This is a genomic window from Xanthomonas bonasiae (genome assembly GCF_017163705.1).
Taxonomy (GTDB): Bacteria; Pseudomonadota; Gammaproteobacteria; order Xanthomonadales; family Xanthomonadaceae; genus Xanthomonas_A; species Xanthomonas_A bonasiae.
In genome coordinates, this window is sequence record NZ_JAFIWB010000010.1 from 68,415 (window position 1) to 87,302 (window position 18,888).

The 18,888-nt window shown below is 70.3% G+C and carries 16 protein-coding genes; 7 read left to right on the top strand and 9 right to left on the bottom strand.

The features are described from left to right. Positions 1-196: 196 nt before the first annotated feature. From JR064_RS11150 to JR064_RS11180, 7 genes are all read left to right on the top strand, one after another. On the top strand, positions 197-820 hold the full coding sequence (locus JR064_RS11150; protein WP_206229762.1) for a glutathione S-transferase family protein: 624 nt from the start codon (positions 197-199) through the stop codon (positions 818-820). A 476-nt stretch (positions 821-1,296) separates the two neighbouring features. Further along, on the top strand, positions 1,297-1,725 hold the full coding sequence (locus JR064_RS11155) for a hypothetical protein (protein ID WP_191826389.1): 429 nt from the start codon (positions 1,297-1,299) through the stop codon (positions 1,723-1,725). Then, entirely contained in the window at positions 1,725-2,453 is a 729-nt protein-coding gene (locus tag JR064_RS11160; RefSeq protein WP_206229763.1) for an MgtC/SapB family protein, read from the top strand. The genes JR064_RS11155 and JR064_RS11160 overlap by 1 nt, the downstream gene beginning before the upstream one ends. A gap of 43 nt (positions 2,454-2,496) precedes the next feature. Continuing rightward, a complete protein-coding gene (locus JR064_RS11165; RefSeq protein WP_425510295.1) occupies positions 2,497-3,570 on the top strand; it encodes a sensor histidine kinase in 1,074 nt (357 codons plus the stop codon). A gap of 8 nt (positions 3,571-3,578) precedes the next feature. Then, a complete protein-coding gene (locus JR064_RS11170; protein WP_179570563.1) occupies positions 3,579-4,190 on the top strand; it encodes a response regulator transcription factor in 612 nt (203 codons plus the stop codon). Between the two features lie 146 nt (positions 4,191-4,336). Next, a complete protein-coding gene (locus JR064_RS11175; protein ID WP_179570460.1) occupies positions 4,337-5,761 on the top strand; it encodes an amino acid permease in 1,425 nt (474 codons plus the stop codon). Continuing rightward, complete coding sequence (locus JR064_RS11180; protein WP_206229765.1) at positions 5,758-6,474, top strand: DUF6882 domain-containing protein; 717 nt, start codon at positions 5,758-5,760, stop codon at positions 6,472-6,474. The genes JR064_RS11175 and JR064_RS11180 overlap by 4 nt, the downstream gene beginning before the upstream one ends. A 235-nt stretch (positions 6,475-6,709) precedes the next feature. On the opposite strand, the gene JR064_RS11185 is transcribed toward JR064_RS11180, so the two are convergent. The 9 genes from JR064_RS11185 to JR064_RS11225 all read right to left on the bottom strand — a co-directional run bounded on the left by JR064_RS11185 (position 6,710) and on the right by JR064_RS11225 (position 18,758). Next, on the bottom strand, positions 6,710-7,921 hold the full coding sequence (locus tag JR064_RS11185; RefSeq protein WP_191826386.1) for an MFS transporter: 1,212 nt from the start codon (positions 7,919-7,921) through the stop codon (positions 6,710-6,712). Between the two features lie 184 nt (positions 7,922-8,105). Further along, entirely contained in the window at positions 8,106-8,510 is a 405-nt protein-coding gene (locus JR064_RS11190) for a DUF2628 domain-containing protein (RefSeq protein ID WP_179570456.1), read from the bottom strand. 231 nt (positions 8,511-8,741) lie between these two features. Further along, positions 8,742-9,893 carry a glycerate kinase gene (locus JR064_RS11195; RefSeq protein ID WP_206229766.1) on the bottom strand — a complete coding sequence of 384 codons (1,152 nt, stop codon included), beginning with the start codon at positions 9,891-9,893 and terminating at the stop codon, positions 8,742-8,744. Positions 9,894-10,052: 159 nt separating this feature from the next. Further along, complete coding sequence (locus JR064_RS11200) at positions 10,053-11,303, bottom strand: dipeptidase (RefSeq protein ID WP_206229767.1); 1,251 nt, start codon at positions 11,301-11,303, stop codon at positions 10,053-10,055. A gap of 148 nt (positions 11,304-11,451) precedes the next feature. After that, entirely contained in the window at positions 11,452-11,775 is a 324-nt protein-coding gene (locus JR064_RS11205) for a hypothetical protein (protein WP_206229768.1), read from the bottom strand. Between the two features lie 293 nt (positions 11,776-12,068). After that, the gene (locus JR064_RS11210) at positions 12,069-13,592 is read right to left on the bottom strand and encodes a tryptophan halogenase family protein (RefSeq protein ID WP_206229769.1); all 1,524 of its coding nucleotides are present in this window, start codon (positions 13,590-13,592) and stop codon (positions 12,069-12,071) included. A gap of 71 nt (positions 13,593-13,663) precedes the next feature. Further along, the gene (locus tag JR064_RS11215; RefSeq protein WP_206229770.1) at positions 13,664-14,683 is read right to left on the bottom strand and encodes a cupin-like domain-containing protein; all 1,020 of its coding nucleotides are present in this window, start codon (positions 14,681-14,683) and stop codon (positions 13,664-13,666) included. Positions 14,684-14,688: 5 nt separating this feature from the next. Further along, positions 14,689-15,453, bottom strand: coding sequence for a SapC family protein (locus JR064_RS11220; protein WP_191826380.1), 765 nt, complete (start codon positions 15,451-15,453; stop codon positions 14,689-14,691). 137 nt (positions 15,454-15,590) lie between these two features. After that, entirely contained in the window at positions 15,591-18,758 is a 3,168-nt protein-coding gene (locus tag JR064_RS11225; RefSeq protein WP_179570446.1) for a TonB-dependent receptor, read from the bottom strand. Between the last annotated feature and the right edge of the window lie 130 nt (positions 18,759-18,888).

Consider the following 18,888-nt stretch of genomic DNA (forward strand, 5'->3'; position numbering starts at 1 on the left):
GCCAGTGTAGCCGGCCGCGTCTAAGGCGCTGCGCCATGCGGCGACCTTCGCACTGCCGTGCCTGCGCGGAGGGCCTGCCGATGGTGCAAGCCAGGCGCGCCACGGTACGCGCCATCTCGGCGACCGCGCTGCGGCTGCATTGCACAGGGCGACGTACTGATGCAGGCTCGATCGCTCCAACCTGGCCCGGATTTCCATGCTCACCCTCTACGGCAAATCGTCCTCGATCAACGTGCGCAAGGTGCTGTGGCTGTGCGCGGAACTGGAGCTGCAGATCGAGCAGCTGCCCTACGGTACCGGCTTCGCCGCGGTGGACACGCCGGCGTTCCGCGCATTGAACCCGAACGCGCTGGTGCCGGTGCTGCGCGACGGCGACTTCGTGCTGTGGGAGTCCAACAGCATCTGCCGCTACCTGGCGGCACGCCAGCAGCGTGCGGACCTGCTGCCGACCGCGCCGCAGGCGCGGGCAACGGTCGAGCAGTGGATGGACTGGCAGGCCACCGAACTCAACAACGCCTGGCGCTACGCGTTCATGGCGCTGGTCCGCGACAGCCCCGCGCATCGCGATGCGCAGGCGCTGGCGCAGGGCGTGGCCGGCTGGCACCGACACATGGGCATTCTCGACGCGCAGCTGCAGCGCACCGGCGCCTATGCGGCGGGCGCGGACTTCACCCTGGCCGACATCGTGCTCGGCCTGTCCACCCAGCGCTGGATGGCCACGCCGATGCAGCGGCCGCCGCTGCCGGCGGTGGCGGCGTACTACGAACGCCTGTCGGCACGCCCGGGCTTTCTGGCGCACGGCCGCAACGGCATGCCGTAACCGTTCCTGCGCAGCGCGCGCCGCCGCGGCGCTGCCTTTGCCCATGGCGATACGTTGGTATAGGCGGGCGATGCGCATGGCCATGAAAAAGCGCCGCATGCGCGGTGGCCGTCGCCAGGCCACGTATGCCAAGCTTTGCCGCGTCGCGAAGCTGCAGCCCGGCCAGCGCGGCAAGACCTCGTGCGTCCCCACTTTCGCCCGCGTTGGCGGCGTGCGGACGCCGTGTCTTGTCGCAGCGCCAATGCCGCCGCCGCGTCCACGCCCGCAACGCCTGCGTCCGCCGCCGACGCCGCAACCGCGCACGTTCCGCCCTCATCAGGAGACCGCCATGGACCCCGACCCGCATCCGCGTGGCGCCATCGCCACGCTCCCGCCTGCGCTGTCCTTTTCCCGCTTGCCCGGTCCCGCCCCGGAGACGTCCGCCCATCCGCAAGGGTGAGGCGCCCCTTCCGGCAGCGCGCCGGAAGGAGCTTCTCATGCTGCTGTACACGTCCCGTTTCCAACGCACCCTGCAACGCGCGCTGCGCGCGGCGGTGGCCATGCACCGCGCCGATATCCTGTGCCAGCTGCTCGCCGCCCATGGCGTGCGCGCGTTTGCCAAGGCCTTGTCCGGCTTCCCCGGGCGCGTGCTCGCCGATGCGCTGTCGTTGCTGCCGGGCGAGGACCGCATCCGCGTGCTGGTGCGTCTGTCGCGGCCAGCGCGGCGGCGCCTGTGCCAGCCCGGTCCCGCCGTGGCGATGCTGCCGGGCTGGCGGCAGAGGATGCTGGAGTGGTGGTCGGATTCGGTGGCGGCGCTGCGACGCGCGATTGCCACGCATCTACCGCATCATGCCCGGTCCCTGTCGTCCGACATCTCCGCAGGCATTGCGATGACCCCTCCGCTCCGCCACCGGTCGCCGCGCTGATGGAAGCGCTGCGCCTGTTCAATCTCGACTCGCTGCTCGACACCCTGGTGAGCCTGTCCACCGCTTTCGCGCTGGGCGCGCTCATCGGCTTCGAGCGGCAGGTGCGGCAGCGCACCGCCGGCCTGCGCACCAACACCCTGGTCGCGGTCGGCGCGGCCATCTTCGTCTCGCTCGGCGACCGCCTGTTCGAAATCCATGGCGGTACCCAGGGCGCGGTGCAGGTGGTGGCCTACGTGGTCTCCGGCATCGGCTTCCTCGGTGCCGGCGCGATCATGAAGGAAGGCGCCAACGTCACCGGCCTGAACACCGCGGCCACGCTGTGGGGGTCGGGCGCGGTCGGCGCCTGCGCCGGCGCCGGGCTGGTCGCCGAGGCGGTGCTGGCGGCGCTGTTCGTGCTGCTCAGCAACACCTTGCTGCGCCCGGTGGTGAACCGGATCAACCGCCGGCCGCTGGAGGAATCCTCGATCGAGGCGACCTACGTGTTCTACGTGATCTGCGCCCGCGGCGTGCACGGCGAGGTGCGCGAGCGGCTGATCGAGCTGCTGGAAACCGCCCACTACCCGGCGCGCGAGGTGGACCAGCATCCGTTCGGCCAGCACGACGTGGAGATCGCCGCGACGCTGTACGCGACCGCGGTGCGCGCCGAAGAGCTGGATACGGTGATCCAGCACCTGGAAGGCGAACCCGGTGTACAACAGGCGTTCTGGAACGCCGGGGCCGAAGGCTGATCGCCCGGCCCCGCACCCGCATTCGCCCACCGCCATGACGCCGATGACCCGCTGCTTCACCTCGCCCTCGCCGCATCGCCGCCTGCTCGCGCTGGCGGCGCTGCTGCTGGCGCTGGGCGCGATCTTCGCCGCCGATACGCTGACCGACTACGGGGTGGCCGCCGCGTTGTTCTACACGGTGGTGATCCTGTTCGCGGTGCGGTTGCTCACCCGCATGGGCATGCTGCTGCTCGCCGGCGCGTGCATCGTGCTGATCGTGCTCAGCTTCCAGCTCAGCTCCGCCGGCGCGTACCGGGTGGGGGTGATCAACTCGGCCATCAGCATCGTGGTGGTGGCGGTGACCACGTCCATCGCGGTGCAGATGGAACGCGCCAAGGCGGCCGCGCACGCCGCGCAGGCGCAGCTGCTGCGCCTGGCCCGCGCGCGCAGCCTGGGCAGCCTGACCGCCTCGATCGCGCACGAGGTCAACCAGCCGCTGGCCGCGATCGTCACCAGCGGCAATGCCTGCCAGCGCTGGCTCGGCCAGCAGCCGCCGAACCTGGAGCGGGCGCAGGCGGCGTTGCAGCGGATCCTCGACGACGCCAACCGCGCCAGCGAGGTGATCGCGCGGATCCGCAGCCTCAGCAAGGGCGAGGCGCCGCGCAAGAGCGCATTCGACCTCAACGCCGCGGTGCTGGACGTGCTGGCGCTGTCGCGCGGCGAACTGGAGCGCAACGCCATCGCGGTGCGGGTGGAACTGGCGCCGGCGCTGCCGCCGGTACTGGCCGACCGGGTGCAGAGCCAGCAGGTGGTGGTGAATCTGTTGTTGAACGCGATGGAGGCGATGGCGGACACGCCGGCCGAGGCGCGGTCGATCCTCATCGGCACCGCGCAGGAGGATGCGGGTTCGGTGCGGCTGACCGTGGCCGATGCCGGCGTCGGCCTGTCGGCCGAGGCGCAGGCGCGCCTGTTCGACGCGTTCTGGACCACCAAGCCCGACGGCATCGGGATCGGTCTGAGCATCAGCCGCAGCATCATCGAAGCCAGCGGCGGGCGCATCTGGGCCGCGCCGCGCAGCCCCTGCGGCGCGGTGTTCGGCGTGTGCCTGCCGATCGCAAAACCAGGAGCTCGCCCATGAACCTGCCGCTGTCCGAACAGCGCCCGGTGGTGTATCTGATCGACGACGACGCCTCGATCCGCGCCGCGCTGGAAGACCTGTTCGCCTCGGTGGACCTGCAGGTGCACGCGTTCGGCTCCAGCCGCGAATTCCTGCAGCACCCGCTGGCCGACGCGCCCAGCTGCATGGTGCTGGACATCCGCATGCCCGGGCAGAGCGGCATGGAATTCCACCGGCAACTGCTCGAGACCGGGCTGAACCTGCCGACCATTTTCATCACCGGCCACGGCGACATCGCGATGAGCGTGGAAGCGATGAAGAACGGCGCGATCGAGTTCCTGACCAAGCCGTTCCGCGACCAGGACCTGCTCGACGCGATCCAGCACGGCATCGCCCGCGACCGCGAGCGCCGCCAGCGCGAGGCCGCGCTGGCCGAACTGCGCGGCCGCTGGGCGACGCTGACCCCGGGCGAGCAGGAGGTGACCCGGCTGGTGGTGCAGGGGCTGCTGAACAAGCAGGTCGCCGCGCGGCTGCAGCTCAGCGAGATCACGGTGAAGGTGCGGCGCGGCCAGGCGATGCGCAAGATGAAGGCCGGCTCGCTCGCCGAACTGGTGCGGCTGGCCGAGCGGATCGGGTTGTAGCGAGCGCGACAGCGACGGTGGCCGCGCATCGCGATGCCAGCGGCGTTCGCCACCGTCCCGCCGGCGGGCAAGGCGGCCGGGCATAGCATTGCTGCACCGCATTCGGCGACACTCGCGGGCTTGTCCTGTCGCTCCCCGAGGCCCGCATGTCGTTCCTGTTCCGGCGCAAGTCGCTCGATCTGGTCACCGTCCACGAAGCCGGGCGCCGGCTGGTGCCCACGCTGAGCTGGCCGCACCTGGTGGCGCTGGGCATCGGCGCGATCGTCGGCACCGGCATCTACACCCTGATCGGGGTCGGCGCGCACCTGGCCGGGCCGGCGGTGCTGCTGTCGTTCGCGGTGGCCGGGGCGATCTGCGCCTGCGCCGCGCTGGCCTACGCGGAAATGGCGACGCTGATGCCGGCCGCCGGCAGCGCCTACACCTACAGCTACATCGCGCTGGGCGAGAGCATCGCCTGGGTGGTCGGCTGGAGCCTGATCCTGGAGTACTCGCTGGTGGTCAGCACGGTGGCGGTGGGCTGGTCGGGCTATGCGGTCGGCTTCCTCAAGGGCGTAGGCGTGGACCTGCCGCTGTGGCTGACCGCCGGGCCGCACGCCGGCGGCGTGGTCAACCTGCCGGCGGTGCTGATCACCTTCGTGGTCGCCGGCATGCTGATGCTCGGCACCCAGGCCAGCGCCACGGTCAACGCGGTGCTGGTGGCGGTGAAGATCGTCGCCCTGACCGTGTTCGTGGTGATCGCGCTGCCGCATTTCGACAGCGCGCGGATGGAGCCGTTCATGCCGTTCGGCTTCGCCAAATCGATGGGCGCCGACGGCGTCGAGCGCGGGGTGATGGCGGCCGCGGCGATCATCTTCTTCGCCTTCTACGGCTTCGACGCGATCTCCACCGCGGCCGAGGAAACCAAGAAGCCCGAGCGCGATCTGGCGATCGGCATCCTCGGCTCGATGGTCGGCTGCACCCTGATCTACGTGCTGGTGGCGCTGTCCGCGGTCGGCGCGATGAGCTACACGGTGTTCGGCCAGAGCGCCGAACCGCTGGCGCTGATCCTGCGCGAACTTGGCCAGGGCAAGGCGGCGACGCTGATCGCCGCGGCCGCGGTGATCGCATTGCCGACGGTGCTGCTGGCGTTCCTGTACGGGCAGAGCCGGATCTTCTTCGTGATGTCGCGCGACGGCCTGCTGCCGCGCGGCCTGTCCAAGGTCAGCGCGCGCACCGGTACGCCGGTGGCGACCACGCTGTTCACCGCGATCCTGGTGGCGGCGCTGGCCGGCGTGGCGCGGCTGGATGAGATCGCCGCGCTGGCCAACGCCGGCACCCTGGCCGCGTTCATCGCGGTGGCCGCGTGCCTGCTGGTGCTGCGCGTGCGCGAGCCCGACCGGGTGCGCAAGTTCCGCACGCCGCTGGCGTGGGTGGTGGCACCGCTGGCGATCGGCGGCTGCCTGTACCTGTTCTGGAGCCTGCCGCACACCACGCAGAAGTGGTTCGCGTTGTGGAACGGGATCGGCGTGGTCGCCTACCTGCTCTACGGGCGCCGTCACAGCCTGTTGCAGCGCGGGGAACCGCGACCGTGACGCCGGCCTTCCAGGCCCTGCTGGCGCGCCATATCGGCACCGCCTTCGCCCGGCAGATGGCGCTGGCCGACCTGCTCGGCGAACGCGGCTGGCGCCTGGATCTGGCCGAGGGCATTGCGCACTTCGGCGACGACCTGCACTTCCCGGTGCAGCTGCTGGGCAGCGCCGCCGAGGACAGCGCCAGTTGGCTGTGGGCCTGGGCCAACACCGCCAGCAACCTGCCGGAGAACCTGCTGGTCGCGGCGAACGCGCTGCGCGAGCGTGGCGAGCGCGACGGTCCGGCCGAACTGGCCACGGCGTCGCTGCCGCTGGACGACGAAGGCCATACGATTGCCCTGCTCGCCGCCGCGCTGAGCGCGCGCTGCTACTACCGTGGCCCGTACCGCGGCGGTGCGCTGTTCTTCCTGCTCGACGACGTCCCCGCCGCGGTGTTCGCGCCGTGCGACGATCCGCGCGTACTCAGCCTGCTCGGACAATTGGTCGCGCAGTTCCCGCTCGACCACCGCGCGATGACCGAAGGCTTCCTCGACGACCAGGGCTATGCGCTGCAGCGCGAACCCGGGCAGACCGTCGCCACGCGCGGCGGCAGCCGGATCACGCTTGGCTTCGATGCGCTGGATCGCCTGATCCAATTGCAAGGCAGCCTCGCCCCGCCATCAACCCCCACGGCGGCGAGCAAGCCGGCGCCGAAATGGCAGTTCTGGAAAAAATAACGACCGCCACGCATCGCCCCTCTCCCCTCGGGAGAGGGGTTGGGGTGAGGGTCCGGCGCGAAAGCGTCTCGCCGAGTGTGGATGCACGAGGCTGCGCCCGTACCCTCGTCCGCCCCTGCGGGGCCTGCTTCCAACGGGAGAAGGGACAAATCGTGCGGCGCCGGGTCCTGCCGGTTGCCATGAATGCATGCCTTGGAACGGATGCGAGCGTCACCCGATCCAGGCAGAAGCGCACTCAACGCGCCGGCACCACCGCGCGCCTGAATTCGCTGAAGTAGAACAGCAGCGCGGCCGTGCCGAAGCCGGCGCCGAGCAACGACAGCCCCGGCCAGCCGGCATAGGCGAAGACCGCCGCGGCCAGCAACGACCCGGCGGCGCCGCACACGAACACCGAAGTCATGAACAGGCCGTTGAGGCGGCCGCGCTGCTCCGGGGCCAGCATGTAGATGCTGCGCAGGCTCAGCACCTGGCACACCTGTACCGCCGCATCCAGCACCAGCGCGGCGATCACCAGCCACAACAGCGCGTGCGCGTGCGCGGCCCAGGCGCCGATGCCGAACGACAGCGCCGCGGCAGCCAGCGCCCAGCCGGTGGCCGGGCGGGTCCAGCCGCGGTCCGCCATGCGCCCGGCCAGCGGCGCGACCAGGGCGCCGGCGGCGCCGGCCAGGGCGAACAGCGCGATGTGCCGCTGGTCCATGCCGAAGGACTGCGCCAGCAACAGCGGCGAGCCGGTCCAGAACACGTTGAACGCAGCGAACATCATGCCCTGGTAGAACGCGCGCCGGCGCAGCAGCGGGGTGGCGGCATACAGGCGCGGCAGCGAGGCCAGCACCGCGGCGTAGGACGCGCGCTGCGCGGGCCGGCGCTGCGGCAGGCGCCAGCGCAGCACCGCCATCAACAGCAGCATCATGCCGGCGGACAGGAAGAACACCGCGCGCCAGCCCAGACTGGCGGCGACGAAGCTGGAGAACGGCCGCGCCAGCATGATCCCGGCCAGCAACCCGCCCATCACCGTGCCGACCACGCGGCCGCGGCTGGCCTCCGGCGCCAGGTGCGAGGCGAACGGCACCAGGATCTGCGTGGCCACCGCGCACACGCCGACCACGAACGAGCCGATCAGGAACCCGGCCGCCGACTGCGACAGGCCGATGCCGAGCAGGCCCAGCACCACCCCGCCCAGCAGCAGGATCGCCAGGCGCCGGTTCTCGGCCACGTCGGCCAGCGGCACCAGCAACAGCAGGCCGGCGCCGTAGCCGAGCTGGGTCAGCGCCACGATCAGCCCGGCCAGGCCCGCGTGCAGGCGCAGTTCCGGCGCGATGATGCCGATCAGCGGTTGCGAGAAATAGATGTTGGCCACCGCCAGGCCGCAGGCGGCGGCGAACAGCGCGATCAGGCCGGAGGACAGGCCGGCGGGTGCCGCATCGGCCTGGGAAGCGTGTGGGGACATGGGGGAGCCTGGCAGCGAAGGCGCCACGGTAGGCGCCGACGCCGGCAGACTCAAGCCGTCCCGCCACGACACAGCGTTGCGTCGTGGCCAGGGCGTGTGCCCAGCCCCCGCGCGATCTGCGCGGGAAGCGGCGGCATGGCCTGGGCGCGCGCCGCGCGGACTCAGCCGGCGCGGCGCGAGCGGGTTACCACCAGCGCATGCCTTCGAAGGGGTTCCAGCTGGTGCTGCCCTTCTTCACTTCCAGGTAGTAGGCGTAGTTGGCGATCATGCCGACCAGCACCGAATAGGCCACGCCCAGGCCGTTGACGACCATCTTCGGCAGGAAGAACGACAGCACGCCGATCAGCAGCGAGATGCCGATCAGCACGATCGCCTTGCGCCACAGGCCGAGGATGAAGAAGTAGATCCAGCCGAAGAAGAACGCGAAGAAGTTCATGTTGATCTTCAGGCGGTCGCCGAACGACGGCAGCGCCTTGAACGCCGGCTTGAAGCCGGGCGAGGCCGGCCCGCCGTGGCGGTCGAAGAAGTCGAAGCGGAACTGCCACTTGGGGCTGAGCGGCGCGCGTTCGGGGAGGTTCTGGGTACTCATGGAGAGGCAATTCCTTTTCTTGTAATCGTTTTCATTGTAGCTGAATAGGCCCGGTGCGCACCAGATGCGGCCTGGATTGGCACCATTGTGGTGCGTATGGTCCGCCATGAATCGGGCTGTATAGGAGTCGGGCACCCGATCGATACCAGGCCGGTACGCGTCCGCAACCCGGCTTGCGGACGCGGCAGACGCCGCATGCGTGCACCTGGCGGGAGCGCCGCCGCGATCCGGTCAGCGCCCCAGCTCGCGCCCGATCCTGATCGCCTCGGCCACGTTCCTGGCCGCCAGGCGCAGGTTCGCCGCGGCCTCGGCCAGCGCCTGCTCCAGCGTGCAGGCGCGCTGCACGGCGCCGAACATCGCGTCGATGCCGTGCGCGTGCAGAAGCTCGGCGCCGACACCCAGCCCGCCGGCGATCGCGACCACCGGCTTGCCGTGGCGTCTGGCGATGCGGGCCACGCCGAGCGGCGTCTTGCCGTGGACGCTCTGGCTGTCGAGGCGGCCTTCGCCGGTGATCACCAGGTCGGCGTCGGCCACCAGCGCGTCCAGCCCCAGCGCCTCGGCGACGATGTCCGCGCCCGGGCGCAGCTGCGCGCCCAGAAAGGCCACCAGCGCCGCGCCCACGCCGCCGCCGGCGCCGCCGCCGGGCAACCCGGCGAGCGCGATGCCAAGGTCGGCTTCGATCACCGTGGCGTAGTGCTGCAGGTTGGCGTCGAGCTGGGCGACCAGCGCCGGCGTGGCGCCCTTCTGCGGCCCGAACACCGCCGAGGCGCCCGCCGGCCCGGTCAGCGGATTGTCGACATCGCAGGCGACCTCGATCACGCACTGTCGCAAGCGCGGATCCAGGCCGCTGGCATCGATCCGCGCCAGCCTCGCCAGTGCACCACCGCCCACGCCGGGATCCAGCGCATGGCCCTGCGCGTCGAGCAGACGCACGCCCAGCGCCTGTGCCATGCCGGCACCGCCGTCGTTGCTGGCGCTACCGCCGACCCCGACGATGAGCTTGCGCGCGCCGGCATCGAGCGCCGCCAGGAGCAGCTCGCCGACGCCGTAGCTGGTGGCGGCCAGCGGGTCGCGCCGCGCCGGCGGCAGCAGCGCCAGCCCGCTCGCCGCGGCCATTTCGACGACGGCGGTGCGGCCATCGCCGGTGATGCCGAAGAAGGCCTCGACCGGCTCCCCCAGCGGTCCGGTCACCGTGCGGCCGACGATGCGGCCGCCGCTGGCCGCGACCAGCGCCGCGACCGTGCCCTCGCCGCCGTCGGCGACCGGCACCTTGAGGTAGGTCCACGCCGGGAACACGGCGCGAAAGCCCGCCTCGATCTGCGTGGCCGCTTCCAGCGCCGACAGGCTTTCCTTGAACGAATCCGGGGCGATGACGATCTTCATGGTCGCCCCGATGCTAGCCGATGCGACGGCGCCGGTTCGGCGCGTGCGGCACCGCGCACTCCGGCGACCGGGCTACGCCCCCTTCGGCCCTCGGCGGGCGCCAGGCCAAGCGCCACCGCCAGGCGCAATCGCGCGAGACGGCCGCGCCGGCACAAGGTCTCAGGAAGACCCGGCGCGCGCCTGCGCCGCCGCCCACTCCTGCGCCTGCTGCATCACCCGCAGCACGTTGCCGCCCCAGATGGCGGCGATCTGCTGCTCGCTGTAGCCCTTGCGCAACAGCCAGGCGGTGATCTTGGGCAGGTCGCCGACGTCCTCCATGCCGACCACCCCGCCGCCGCCGTCCCAGTCCATGCCGATGCCCACGTGCTCGGGGCCGATCAGCGCCAGCACGTGGTCCAGGTGCGCGAAGAAGTCGTCCAGCGTCGCCTGCCGCACCGGATATTTGGCATCCAGCGCCTTCATCTCTTCGCCGAGCTTGGGTCCATCGGCCAGTTGCAGATGCTCCCAGCCGCCATATTTGGCGATCAGTGCCTGCTCGGCCGCCTTGCGCTCGGGGCTGGCGCCATTGTCGATCAGGTAGCCGCCGTAGGAATTCATCTGGATCACCCCGCCGTGCGCGGCCAGCACCTTCAGCCGCGCATCGTCGATGTTGCGCGGATGCGCATGCACCGCGCGCGCGCCGCTGTGCGAAAGCAGGATCGGCACCGGCGACAGCGCGATCAGCTGGTCGAACACCGCATCGGAGGCATGCGACTGGTCGATGACGATGCCCAGCTTCTGCGCCTGCTGCACCAGCGCCCGCCCGGCAGGACTCAAGCCATGCCATTCCGGTCCCTTCGGATCGGTGGCCGAATCGGCGAACTCGTTGTTGAGGAAATGCGCCGTGCTCATCAGCCGCAGGCCTTGCGCGTGGTAGAAGCGCAGCAGCGTGGGATCGGCGACCAGCGGGCTGGCGTTCTCCATGCTCAGGTACACCACGCGCTTGCCGGCGGCCTTGATCCGCGCCGCATCGGCCGGCGTGGTGGCCATGCCGAACTGCTGCGGGTGCGCCGCGAGCAGCGCGTGGATCGCCATCAGGCGCTGCAGCCCGGCGTCGCGATCGTCCAGGTGCGCCTGCGCGCTGCAGTCGCCCTGGCCGGTGTAGATCGCCCAGAAGCCACCGTCCAGCGCGCCGGCCACCATGCGCGGATAGTCCACCTGCGCCAGGCGATTGCCGGCGTGCGCGGCCATCATGTCGAAATCGCCGCGCTCGAAATTGGCCGGCGTATCCAGATGCGAATCCAGCGTCAGCAGGCGCTGCTGCAGCGCGGTGGCGCGCGCCAGTTCCGCCTTGGTGAAGTCGACGGCATGCGCCGGCAGCGCCGCGGCCAGCGCCAACGACACGGAAAGACACAGGGCGTGCAGGTTCATGCGCAGGAACTCTCGAACGGGGCGACGATTCGATGATAGCCATGCCACGCCTGCCGGGTTGCCCCGCGACGGGTAGGTGAGTGCATCCGGGTGGCACGCAAGGTCGCCCTGCACGATCGAACCTGCCGCGCGGCGCGGCGGCGCCGGCTCAGCCAGGCGCAGGCGACGCGCAGGCTTCGGCGCAGGCCGCGCCCGCCGCCACCAACGCATCGACCACCTCGCCCAGGGTCCACGTCGCCGTGCCTTCCCAGAAGGACGCCGGCAGTGCGATCCCGAGCTGCGTCTGGATCTCGCCGATCGCATCCTCCACGTCGGCGCCGGTGTCGAGCATCTCGAAGCGCGGTCCGCCGCAGACGACGCCGAACACGTCGTCGGGCAGGAAACACGGACCGGGCCAGCGTAGCCGCCGCGCCAGGATCGCTCCGATTGCGCTTGCCGCCCGCTGCCGCGTGCCGCCACCCCACAGTTCCATGAGATCGACGCTGCGCGCCTTCTGCTGCGCCGACAATCGACCGAAGAACGACAGATCCGGGCCGAGCCATCTGACGCCGATGAAGAATCGTTCGCGCCTGCCGGTCGGCGGATAGCCGGGCGGGTAGCGCAGCGGCGACGCCGGGTCCGGGCAAGCGGTTGCTGCTGGTCTGTGCACGACGACCTCCCCCTCGATCCGCGGCGAGGCCGCGCCGCACTATGCCACCGACCGGGCGTCCGCTGGCACGGCAAGCGGCACGCGCCGCGGCACGCCGCGAGCGGCGGCACGCATCATCATGCCGACACCGGCGCCGCGGTTGCAGCGCGTCCCGCCCACACCTCCGGCCCGGCCTGGCAATAGCGCGCGATGAAGTCCTGCTGCGACGGCATCTGCGCCACCGCGCGGTCGATGGGCTGGCGGATCGTGTCGAGGAACTGCTGCAGCTGCTGGTCCGGCAACGCGCGCGCCAGCAGGTGGTGCTGCGCCGGCACGATGCCCTGGCCGAGCAGCACGTGGATCCACGAATCCACCCGGAACAGTTCGTCGCTGCCCTGCCAGGCGTGCGCGCGCTCGCGCCAGGCGCGCAGCCGCTGCTGCAGCGAGTCGGGCAATGTCATCTCGCGGCAGGCCCGCCACATCGGTTCGTCGCGCTGGTTGGCGTGGTAGTGCAGGATGATGAAATCGCGCACGTGTTCCATCTCGGCGCGACTGACGTCGTTGTAGATGTCCGCCATCGACGGGGCGATGCCGTCGGTGGGGAACAGCGTGAGCAGCCGCATCACCGCGGCGATGGTCAGGTGGATGCTGGTGGATTCCAGCGGTTCGATGAAGCCGCTGGCCAGGCCCAGCGCGACCACGTTCTTGTTCCAGGCCTTGAGCCGGCGGCCGGTGCGGAACGGCACCAGCCACGGCTCCTTGATCGGCGGCGCGGCGGCGTCGTGCAACAGCTTGGCGCGCGCTTCGTCGTCGGACAGGTGCGCGCTGGAGAACACCAGCCCGCAGCCGACGCGATGCTGCAACGGGATATGCCAGCGCCAGCCGGCGGCATGGGCGATGGCGCGGGTGTACGGCACCGGCGCCGTCACCGCCTCGGTCTGCACCGCCACCGCGCGATCGCACGGCAGCCACTGCTTCCAGTCTTCGTAGCCGGTGTGCAGGGTCTGCTCGATCAGCAGGCCGCGGAAGCCGGTGCAGTCGATGAACAGGTCGCCTTCGATCAGCGTGCCGTCTTCCAGCAGCAGCGCCTCGACGAAGCCGCTCTCGGCGTGCTGCCGCACCTGCTGGATCTTGCCCTCCACGCGCTTGAGGCCGTGGCGCTCGGCGTGGCGGCGCAGCAGGCGCGCGTACAGCCCGGCATCGAGGTGGTAGGCGTAGTTGACCGGCGGCGACTGTTGCAGCGCGAAGCGGTCCACGCGCGAGGCCACGGTTTCCAGGCAGTAGTCGCCCAGGTCGGAGACCATCCCGCGCCGCTGCGCCTCCAGCCAGAAATGGTGGAACGCGCAGACCAGGGTGCTTTGCCCGGTGAGGCCGAACGGGTGGATGTAGCGCTCGCCGTGCCGTGGCCAGTTCTCGAAGGAAATGGAGAGCTTGAAGGTGCCCGCCACGCTGCGCAGGAACTCCTGCTCGTCGATCTGCAGGAAACGGTGGAAGCTGCGGATCGGCGGCACCGTGGATTCGCCGACGCCGACCGTGCCGATCTGCTCGGACTCGATCAGGGTGATGTCCAGCAGCTCGCGGAACTGGTGCGCCAGCGCGCAGGCCGCGATCCAGCCCGCCGTGCCGCCGCCCGCGATCACCACCTTGCGTATCTGGGCCATTGCGTCGTCTCTCCTGCAGTGATGAATGGTGGCGCGCGCGGCGGCGCGCGGCCCTGGATGGGGGTCCGTGGTCAGCGGTTGAGCTTGGCCAGCAGCATCGCGCGCAGCTGCCGCGCCTGGGTGTCGTCGATCGGGCCGAGCAGCTGCCGCGCCGGCGCCGGCAGGTGCGCGCCGGCGCGCTCGGCCGGGCCGAACACGTAGTAGTCGAAGATCTCCCGCCACGCCGCCTTCTCCGCCTCGGGCCGGTCGCGGATCGCCCACAGCGCGTGATACAGCGCCTGCATCGGCGCCGGCAGATGGGCCGGCGCGCTGCTCCACCAGTAGTTGACCAGCACGTTGAACGGCTCCAGCCCTTCCACGTGATGCCACCACAGGCTGGGCAGGAACAGCGCATCGCCCGGTTCCAGCACCGCGCTGCGGCCGTGCGCCAGCGCGTCGCGAAAGCGCGGGTAGCGCGCGACATCGGGCGCGGCGAAATCCACCACGCTGATCGCCTGCCCGCCCGGGGTCGGCTCCAGCGGGCCGGGATAGAGATTGCCGATCTGCTCCGGCGGGAACACGGTGAAGCGGCGCCGGCCGACCGCGCAGCAGGCCAGGTTGTTCGGCGCGTCGTAGTGGCAGGACGCGGTGATGCGGTTGCCGATCCAGATGCTCGGCCGCACCTGCATGCCATGCGCGGCGAAGTCCACATCGTTGCCGTCGCGGAATCCCGGCAGGCTGTCGTCCACCGGCAGCGAGGCCAGGTAGTAGGCCGGCGGCCGCGGATCGTCCAGGTGCGCGGCGATCGCCTCCAGCAGGCCGTGCAGGTCGCTGCGCCGCACTTCGAAGTTCAACGCGGTGAAGTCGTCGTTGTAGAACGGCCGGCCGGCGATCTCCGGCGCGCCGTAGGAGTACTGCAGCGCGCGGCCGTTGCTGTGCCCGCGCAACAGGTCCATGGCCTCGCGCGTGCCGCGCAGGCCGGCCTGGACCAGCGCCCAGTCGCGCGCCACGCCACGCAACACCACCGGTTCGCCGGCGGCGAGCAGGTCGGCCAGCGGCACTGCGCCGGCCCGGCAATCGCTGCGCTCGGCAATCGCCGCCAACGCGTCCACGCCGCTCAGGCGGCCTGCCCGGAGGCGACCGCGTCCACGCCGACGTGCTGCAGGCGGCGCTGCTTCTCGGCCATCAGCCGGCGCATGTTGTGCAGCGACGCCAGCAGCAGATAGACCCCTTCCAGATACCCGGCGCGGTGCAGCCCATGCAGCGACGCCGCATCCAGCGCCGCCAGCCGTTCGCGGTCGATGCCGTACAGCCCGGCCAGATGCACGTTGTGTTCCTGCCCGAGCTGCACGTCGATGCGCAGCGGCTGGATCAGGCCCAGCGCATCGAAGGCGGCGAACATGGCGTCGCCGCCTTCCACGCCGTCGCGGATGCCGCGCAGCACGGTGATGATGTGCTCCAGATACGGGCTGTTGCCGCCTTGCGGCAGGAACACCCGTTCGCCTTCGTCGAAACTCACCCGGGGGTGGTCCAGATCGACGTGGATCACCGGTTCGCGGCGCAGCACGCCGTCCTCGTGCTGTTCCTGGAATCCGATCAGGAACGGTCCCTTGGCGACGATGCCCGGCAGGTACGCCGCATTCCAGTGCGCGTCCTGCAGGAACAGGTTTTCCTGCTGCTCGAAGCCCAGCAGCGCCACCGACTGGAAACCGCCGCCGTCCGGGTCCTTGCGCAGCAGGATCGGATACTCGCGCTGCAACTCGGCGTATTCGGTCGGGAACGCCTGGACCACGCCGGTGGCGTCGCCGAACTCCGGGCCGAAGCGCAGGATCACGCGCAGGTCCTGGTGGGCCACGTTGTTGAGCAATTCGTATCGGGCCATCTGGACTCCGGCGGATCGGTGGCGGAACTGGGTGGGGCGCCACGCGACCATTGCAGCAAAGCGCCGCGCCCGCAAGACGCGCTGCGGCGTGGGCGCCGTTGCCGCACGCGGCCATCGCCGCGCGCGGCTTGCCGGGCTCAGAAGTTGTAGCGCACGCCCAGGGTATAGCGCGGGCTCTGGTCCAGCACCTTGATCACCTGCTTCTCCGAGCGGCCGTGCCAGCGCACGTCCTCGCTGGTGATGTTGATCGCCTCGAAGCCGATCGACAGGTTGTCGGTGATCGCGTAGCTGACGCTCAGGTCCAACTGCTGGTAAGGCTCGACGTAGTACGGGTTGCGGTTGGAGCCGTTCTGGTTGGCCGCGATCAGGTACTCGTCGCGCCAGTTCCAGGCCAGGCGCGCGCTCCAGCCGTACTTCTCGTACATCAGCATGACGTTGGCGGTGTCGCTGAGGCCGAGCAGCGCGAACTGGTCGCGGTCCAGCACCGTGTTGTCGAAGCCGACGTCGCCCTTGACCAGGGTGTAGTTGGCGTAGACGCCGAAGCCGGTGTCGCCGAGGAAGTACTGCCCGCCCAGTTCCCAGCCGTGGATCTTGGCCTTGTTCTGGTTGACCGGGCGCGACACGTCGAATTCGTACAGCGGATCGTCCGCCTCGCCGACCAGGTCGTAGGCGTTCTCCAGCGCCAGGGTCTGCGCCGAGCTGCCGTTGTAGGCGCCCAGTCCACCGGTGGCCGCGGCGTTGCGCAGCAGCGCCATCGCCGAGAACAGCGAGGTGTCGTTGGCCGAGCAGGCCGCCGCCACGTCGTTGCCGGCGGCGCCGACCTGCGCGGCGCAGGCACCGCTCTGCAGGAAGGCCAGCGCCGCCTGCGCATCCGGCCCGGAGGTGGGGTCGCGCAGGCCGTACATGGTTTCGCGGGTGACGCTGGTGCCGATGAAGTTGGACACGCGCTTGTCCCAGAACGTCAGCGACACGTAGCTGGCGTCGGCGAAGTACCACTCCAGCGCCAGGTCCAGGTTGTTGGATTCCAGCGGGTCCAGGCTGGGGTTCTCGGTGCTGCCGGACGCGCGCGTGGAGGGGTTGATCAGGATCGAGCCGCCCGGCGTGCCCGGGGTCGAGCCGACCACCAGGTTGTTGTACGGCGCACGCGCGATGCTCTGCCCGAACGAAGCGCGGGCTTTCAGCGTGTCGGTGAGGTTGATGCTGAAGTCCAGGTTCGGCAGCACGTAGCTGTAGCTGTGCTTCTCGCTGAACAGCTGCACCTCGTCGGAGCGCAGCAGCTGGAAGTCGTTGTTGGCCTGCCATTCCAGCGCGACCGGGGTGGCCACCTCCGAGGAGGAGATCACGTCGGTCTTCTCGTAGCGCACGCCGATGCGGGTATTGGTGGTCATGCCGCCGAGCTCGCCGTCGAACTCCAGCTGCATGTAGGCGGCGCGGGTCTTCTCCTCGACCTGGTTGTCGGAACTGAACTGCGGGTTGTAGCGCGTGGTCGCGCCATAGGCGTTGCCCGCCCACAACGCCAGCTGGTCGGCGTTGCCGCGCCAGGCGCCCGGCGCGGCGCCGTTGGCGTTGAAGTCCTCGAACAGGCCGGTGATGCCGACCGGCTGCAGCAGCGCCAGCATGCCCGGCTCGTTGCCGGCATTGGCCACGCCCCAGTCGCCCAGCGTCGAATAGGTGTCGCTGATGCGCCGGTTCATCGTGGTCTTGGCGCTGTTGACGCCGAACTGGAAGCGGCCGTTGTCGAAGTCGAACTGGCCGTCGACGCGCCCTTCCTTCACCTCCGTCACCTGGCTCTGGTAGTAGATGCGCAGCACCTGCGAACCGAGTTCGGCCGGGGAGAAATCCTGGTTGACCAGGCCGTTGGTGCCGGCGATGGAATCGGCCGCGGTCGGGTACCAGGTGCGCGCGCCGATCGGCAGGCCGTTGTTGAACCACAGCTCCTGCGCCCACTGTCCGCCGCACTGGGTGCCGGCGGTGCAGTTATTGGTGCCGGCCAGGCTGAAATAGGTGGCGCTGCCGCCGGTGACCGGATCGTTGGGCAGGCTCTGGGTCTTGGAGTTGTGCGCATCGAAGGTCAGGCGCAGGCGGTCGGTGGCCTGCCAGTCGGCATTGAAGCCCAGCGAGCCGAGCTTGTACTTCTGCATGCTGCGCTGCTGCTCCATGCCGAAGTCCTTGGCGCCGTTGGGCACGTCGCGCAGGTACACCGGCGTGGCCACCGCCTGCCCGGTGTCGAACACCAGGTCGGTGAAGCTGTTGGCGCGCTGCAGCCAGATGCCCTGCTCGCCACGATTCTCGGTGATCTCGTTGCTCGAGTAGGTGTAGTCCAGGGTCAGGGTCAGGCTGTCGGTCGGCGCGAACTGCACCACCGCCTGCCCATTGAGCCGCTCGCGCTCGAAGTCGGAGAAGGCGTAGCGCAGGTCGTTGGGCATGCCGTAGAGCTGGCCGATCGCCGGCGCGTTCTGCACGTTGGCGTCCGGGCGCAGCGCCGGATCGGTGCCGGTCCAGGGCTGGATGTTCCAGGCGTTCTCGGTCGCCTGCACCGATCCGCCGCGGCGCTTCTGGTAGCTGCCGCTCAGGCCGATGCCCCAGGTCTTGTCCGGGTTGGTGTAGCTGAAGATGCCGGACACTTCCGGCGTGACCTTGTTGTCGAACGGCTGCGAGTCGTCGTACGCGGCCTTGGCGCCGGCGCTGGCGACCAGGCCTTTGTGGTTGAACGGGCGGTCGGTGAGGATGTTGATGGTGGCGCCGATGCCGCCGCTGGGCGCATTGGCGCGGCTGGTCTTGTACACCTCGATGCCGGTGATCGCCTCGGAGGCGAGCTGGGCGAAGTTGAAGGCGCGGGTGCCGCCGTCCACGCCGCCGCTGGGCACCGCGCCCGGCGCGCCGAACGCGTCGGCACCGGGGATCACCCGGCCGTTGAGGGTGACCGCATTGAACTGCGGACCGAAGCCGCGCGCGGTGACCTGCGCGCCTTCGCCGTCGCGGCGCTCGATCGAGATGCCGGTGATGCGCTGCAGCGACTCGGCCAGGTTGGTGTCGGGAAACTTGCCGATGTCCTCGGCGCTGATCGCATCGACCACGCCGGCGTTGTCGCGCTTGATCCCCATCGACTGGTTGAGGCTGTTGCGGATGCCGGTGACGCTGACCGTGTCCAGCGTGGTCGCGTCAGGAGAGGACTGCTGCTGGCTGGTCTGGGTCTGCGCCTGGGTCTGCGGCGCCTGCTGGGCGAACGCCGGATTGATCACCAGCACCCCGCCGACGAAGGTGAACATGGCCTTGGAGCGGAACTTCTTCAACTGCTGACGCATCAGAATGTCCTCGGTGCTGGAGTCGGACGGGCAACGCCGTCTGCGGCGTACGACGCGGCGCATGCCTACGTCGAAGCGGTCCCTGGTACGTGACACGCATCGCTGCATGCCTGCATGTGATCCCCTACGT

Excerpts from the sequence above, each read along its gene's own strand:
- JR064_RS11150 (WP_206229762.1), top strand. The coding sequence starts at position 197 with ATGCTCACCCTCTACGGCAAATCGTCCTCGATCAACGTGCGCAAGGTG.
- JR064_RS11155 (WP_191826389.1), top strand. The coding sequence starts at position 1,297 with ATGCTGCTGTACACGTCCCGTTTCCAACGCACCCTGCAACGCGCGCTG.
- JR064_RS11160 (WP_206229763.1), top strand. The coding sequence starts at position 1,725 with ATGGAAGCGCTGCGCCTGTTCAATCTCGACTCGCTGCTCGACACCCTG.
- JR064_RS11165 (WP_425510295.1), top strand. The coding sequence starts at position 2,497 with ATGACCCGCTGCTTCACCTCGCCCTCGCCGCATCGCCGCCTGCTCGCG.
- JR064_RS11175 (WP_179570460.1), top strand. The coding sequence starts at position 4,337 with ATGTCGTTCCTGTTCCGGCGCAAGTCGCTCGATCTGGTCACCGTCCAC.
- JR064_RS11185 (WP_191826386.1), bottom strand. The coding sequence starts at position 7,921 with ATGTCCCCACACGCTTCCCAGGCCGATGCGGCACCCGCCGGCCTGTCC.
- JR064_RS11190 (WP_179570456.1), bottom strand. The coding sequence starts at position 8,510 with ATGAGTACCCAGAACCTCCCCGAACGCGCGCCGCTCAGCCCCAAGTGG.
- JR064_RS11195 (WP_206229766.1), bottom strand. The coding sequence starts at position 9,893 with ATGAAGATCGTCATCGCCCCGGATTCGTTCAAGGAAAGCCTGTCGGCG.
- JR064_RS11200 (WP_206229767.1), bottom strand. The coding sequence starts at position 11,303 with ATGAACCTGCACGCCCTGTGTCTTTCCGTGTCGTTGGCGCTGGCCGCG.
- JR064_RS11205 (WP_206229768.1), bottom strand. The coding sequence starts at position 11,775 with ATGGAACTGTGGGGTGGCGGCACGCGGCAGCGGGCGGCAAGCGCAATC.
- JR064_RS11210 (WP_206229769.1), bottom strand. The coding sequence starts at position 13,592 with ATGGCCCAGATACGCAAGGTGGTGATCGCGGGCGGCGGCACGGCGGGC.
- JR064_RS11220 (WP_191826380.1), bottom strand. The coding sequence starts at position 15,453 with ATGGCCCGATACGAATTGCTCAACAACGTGGCCCACCAGGACCTGCGC.
- JR064_RS11225 (WP_179570446.1), bottom strand. The coding sequence starts at position 18,758 with ATGCGTCAGCAGTTGAAGAAGTTCCGCTCCAAGGCCATGTTCACCTTC.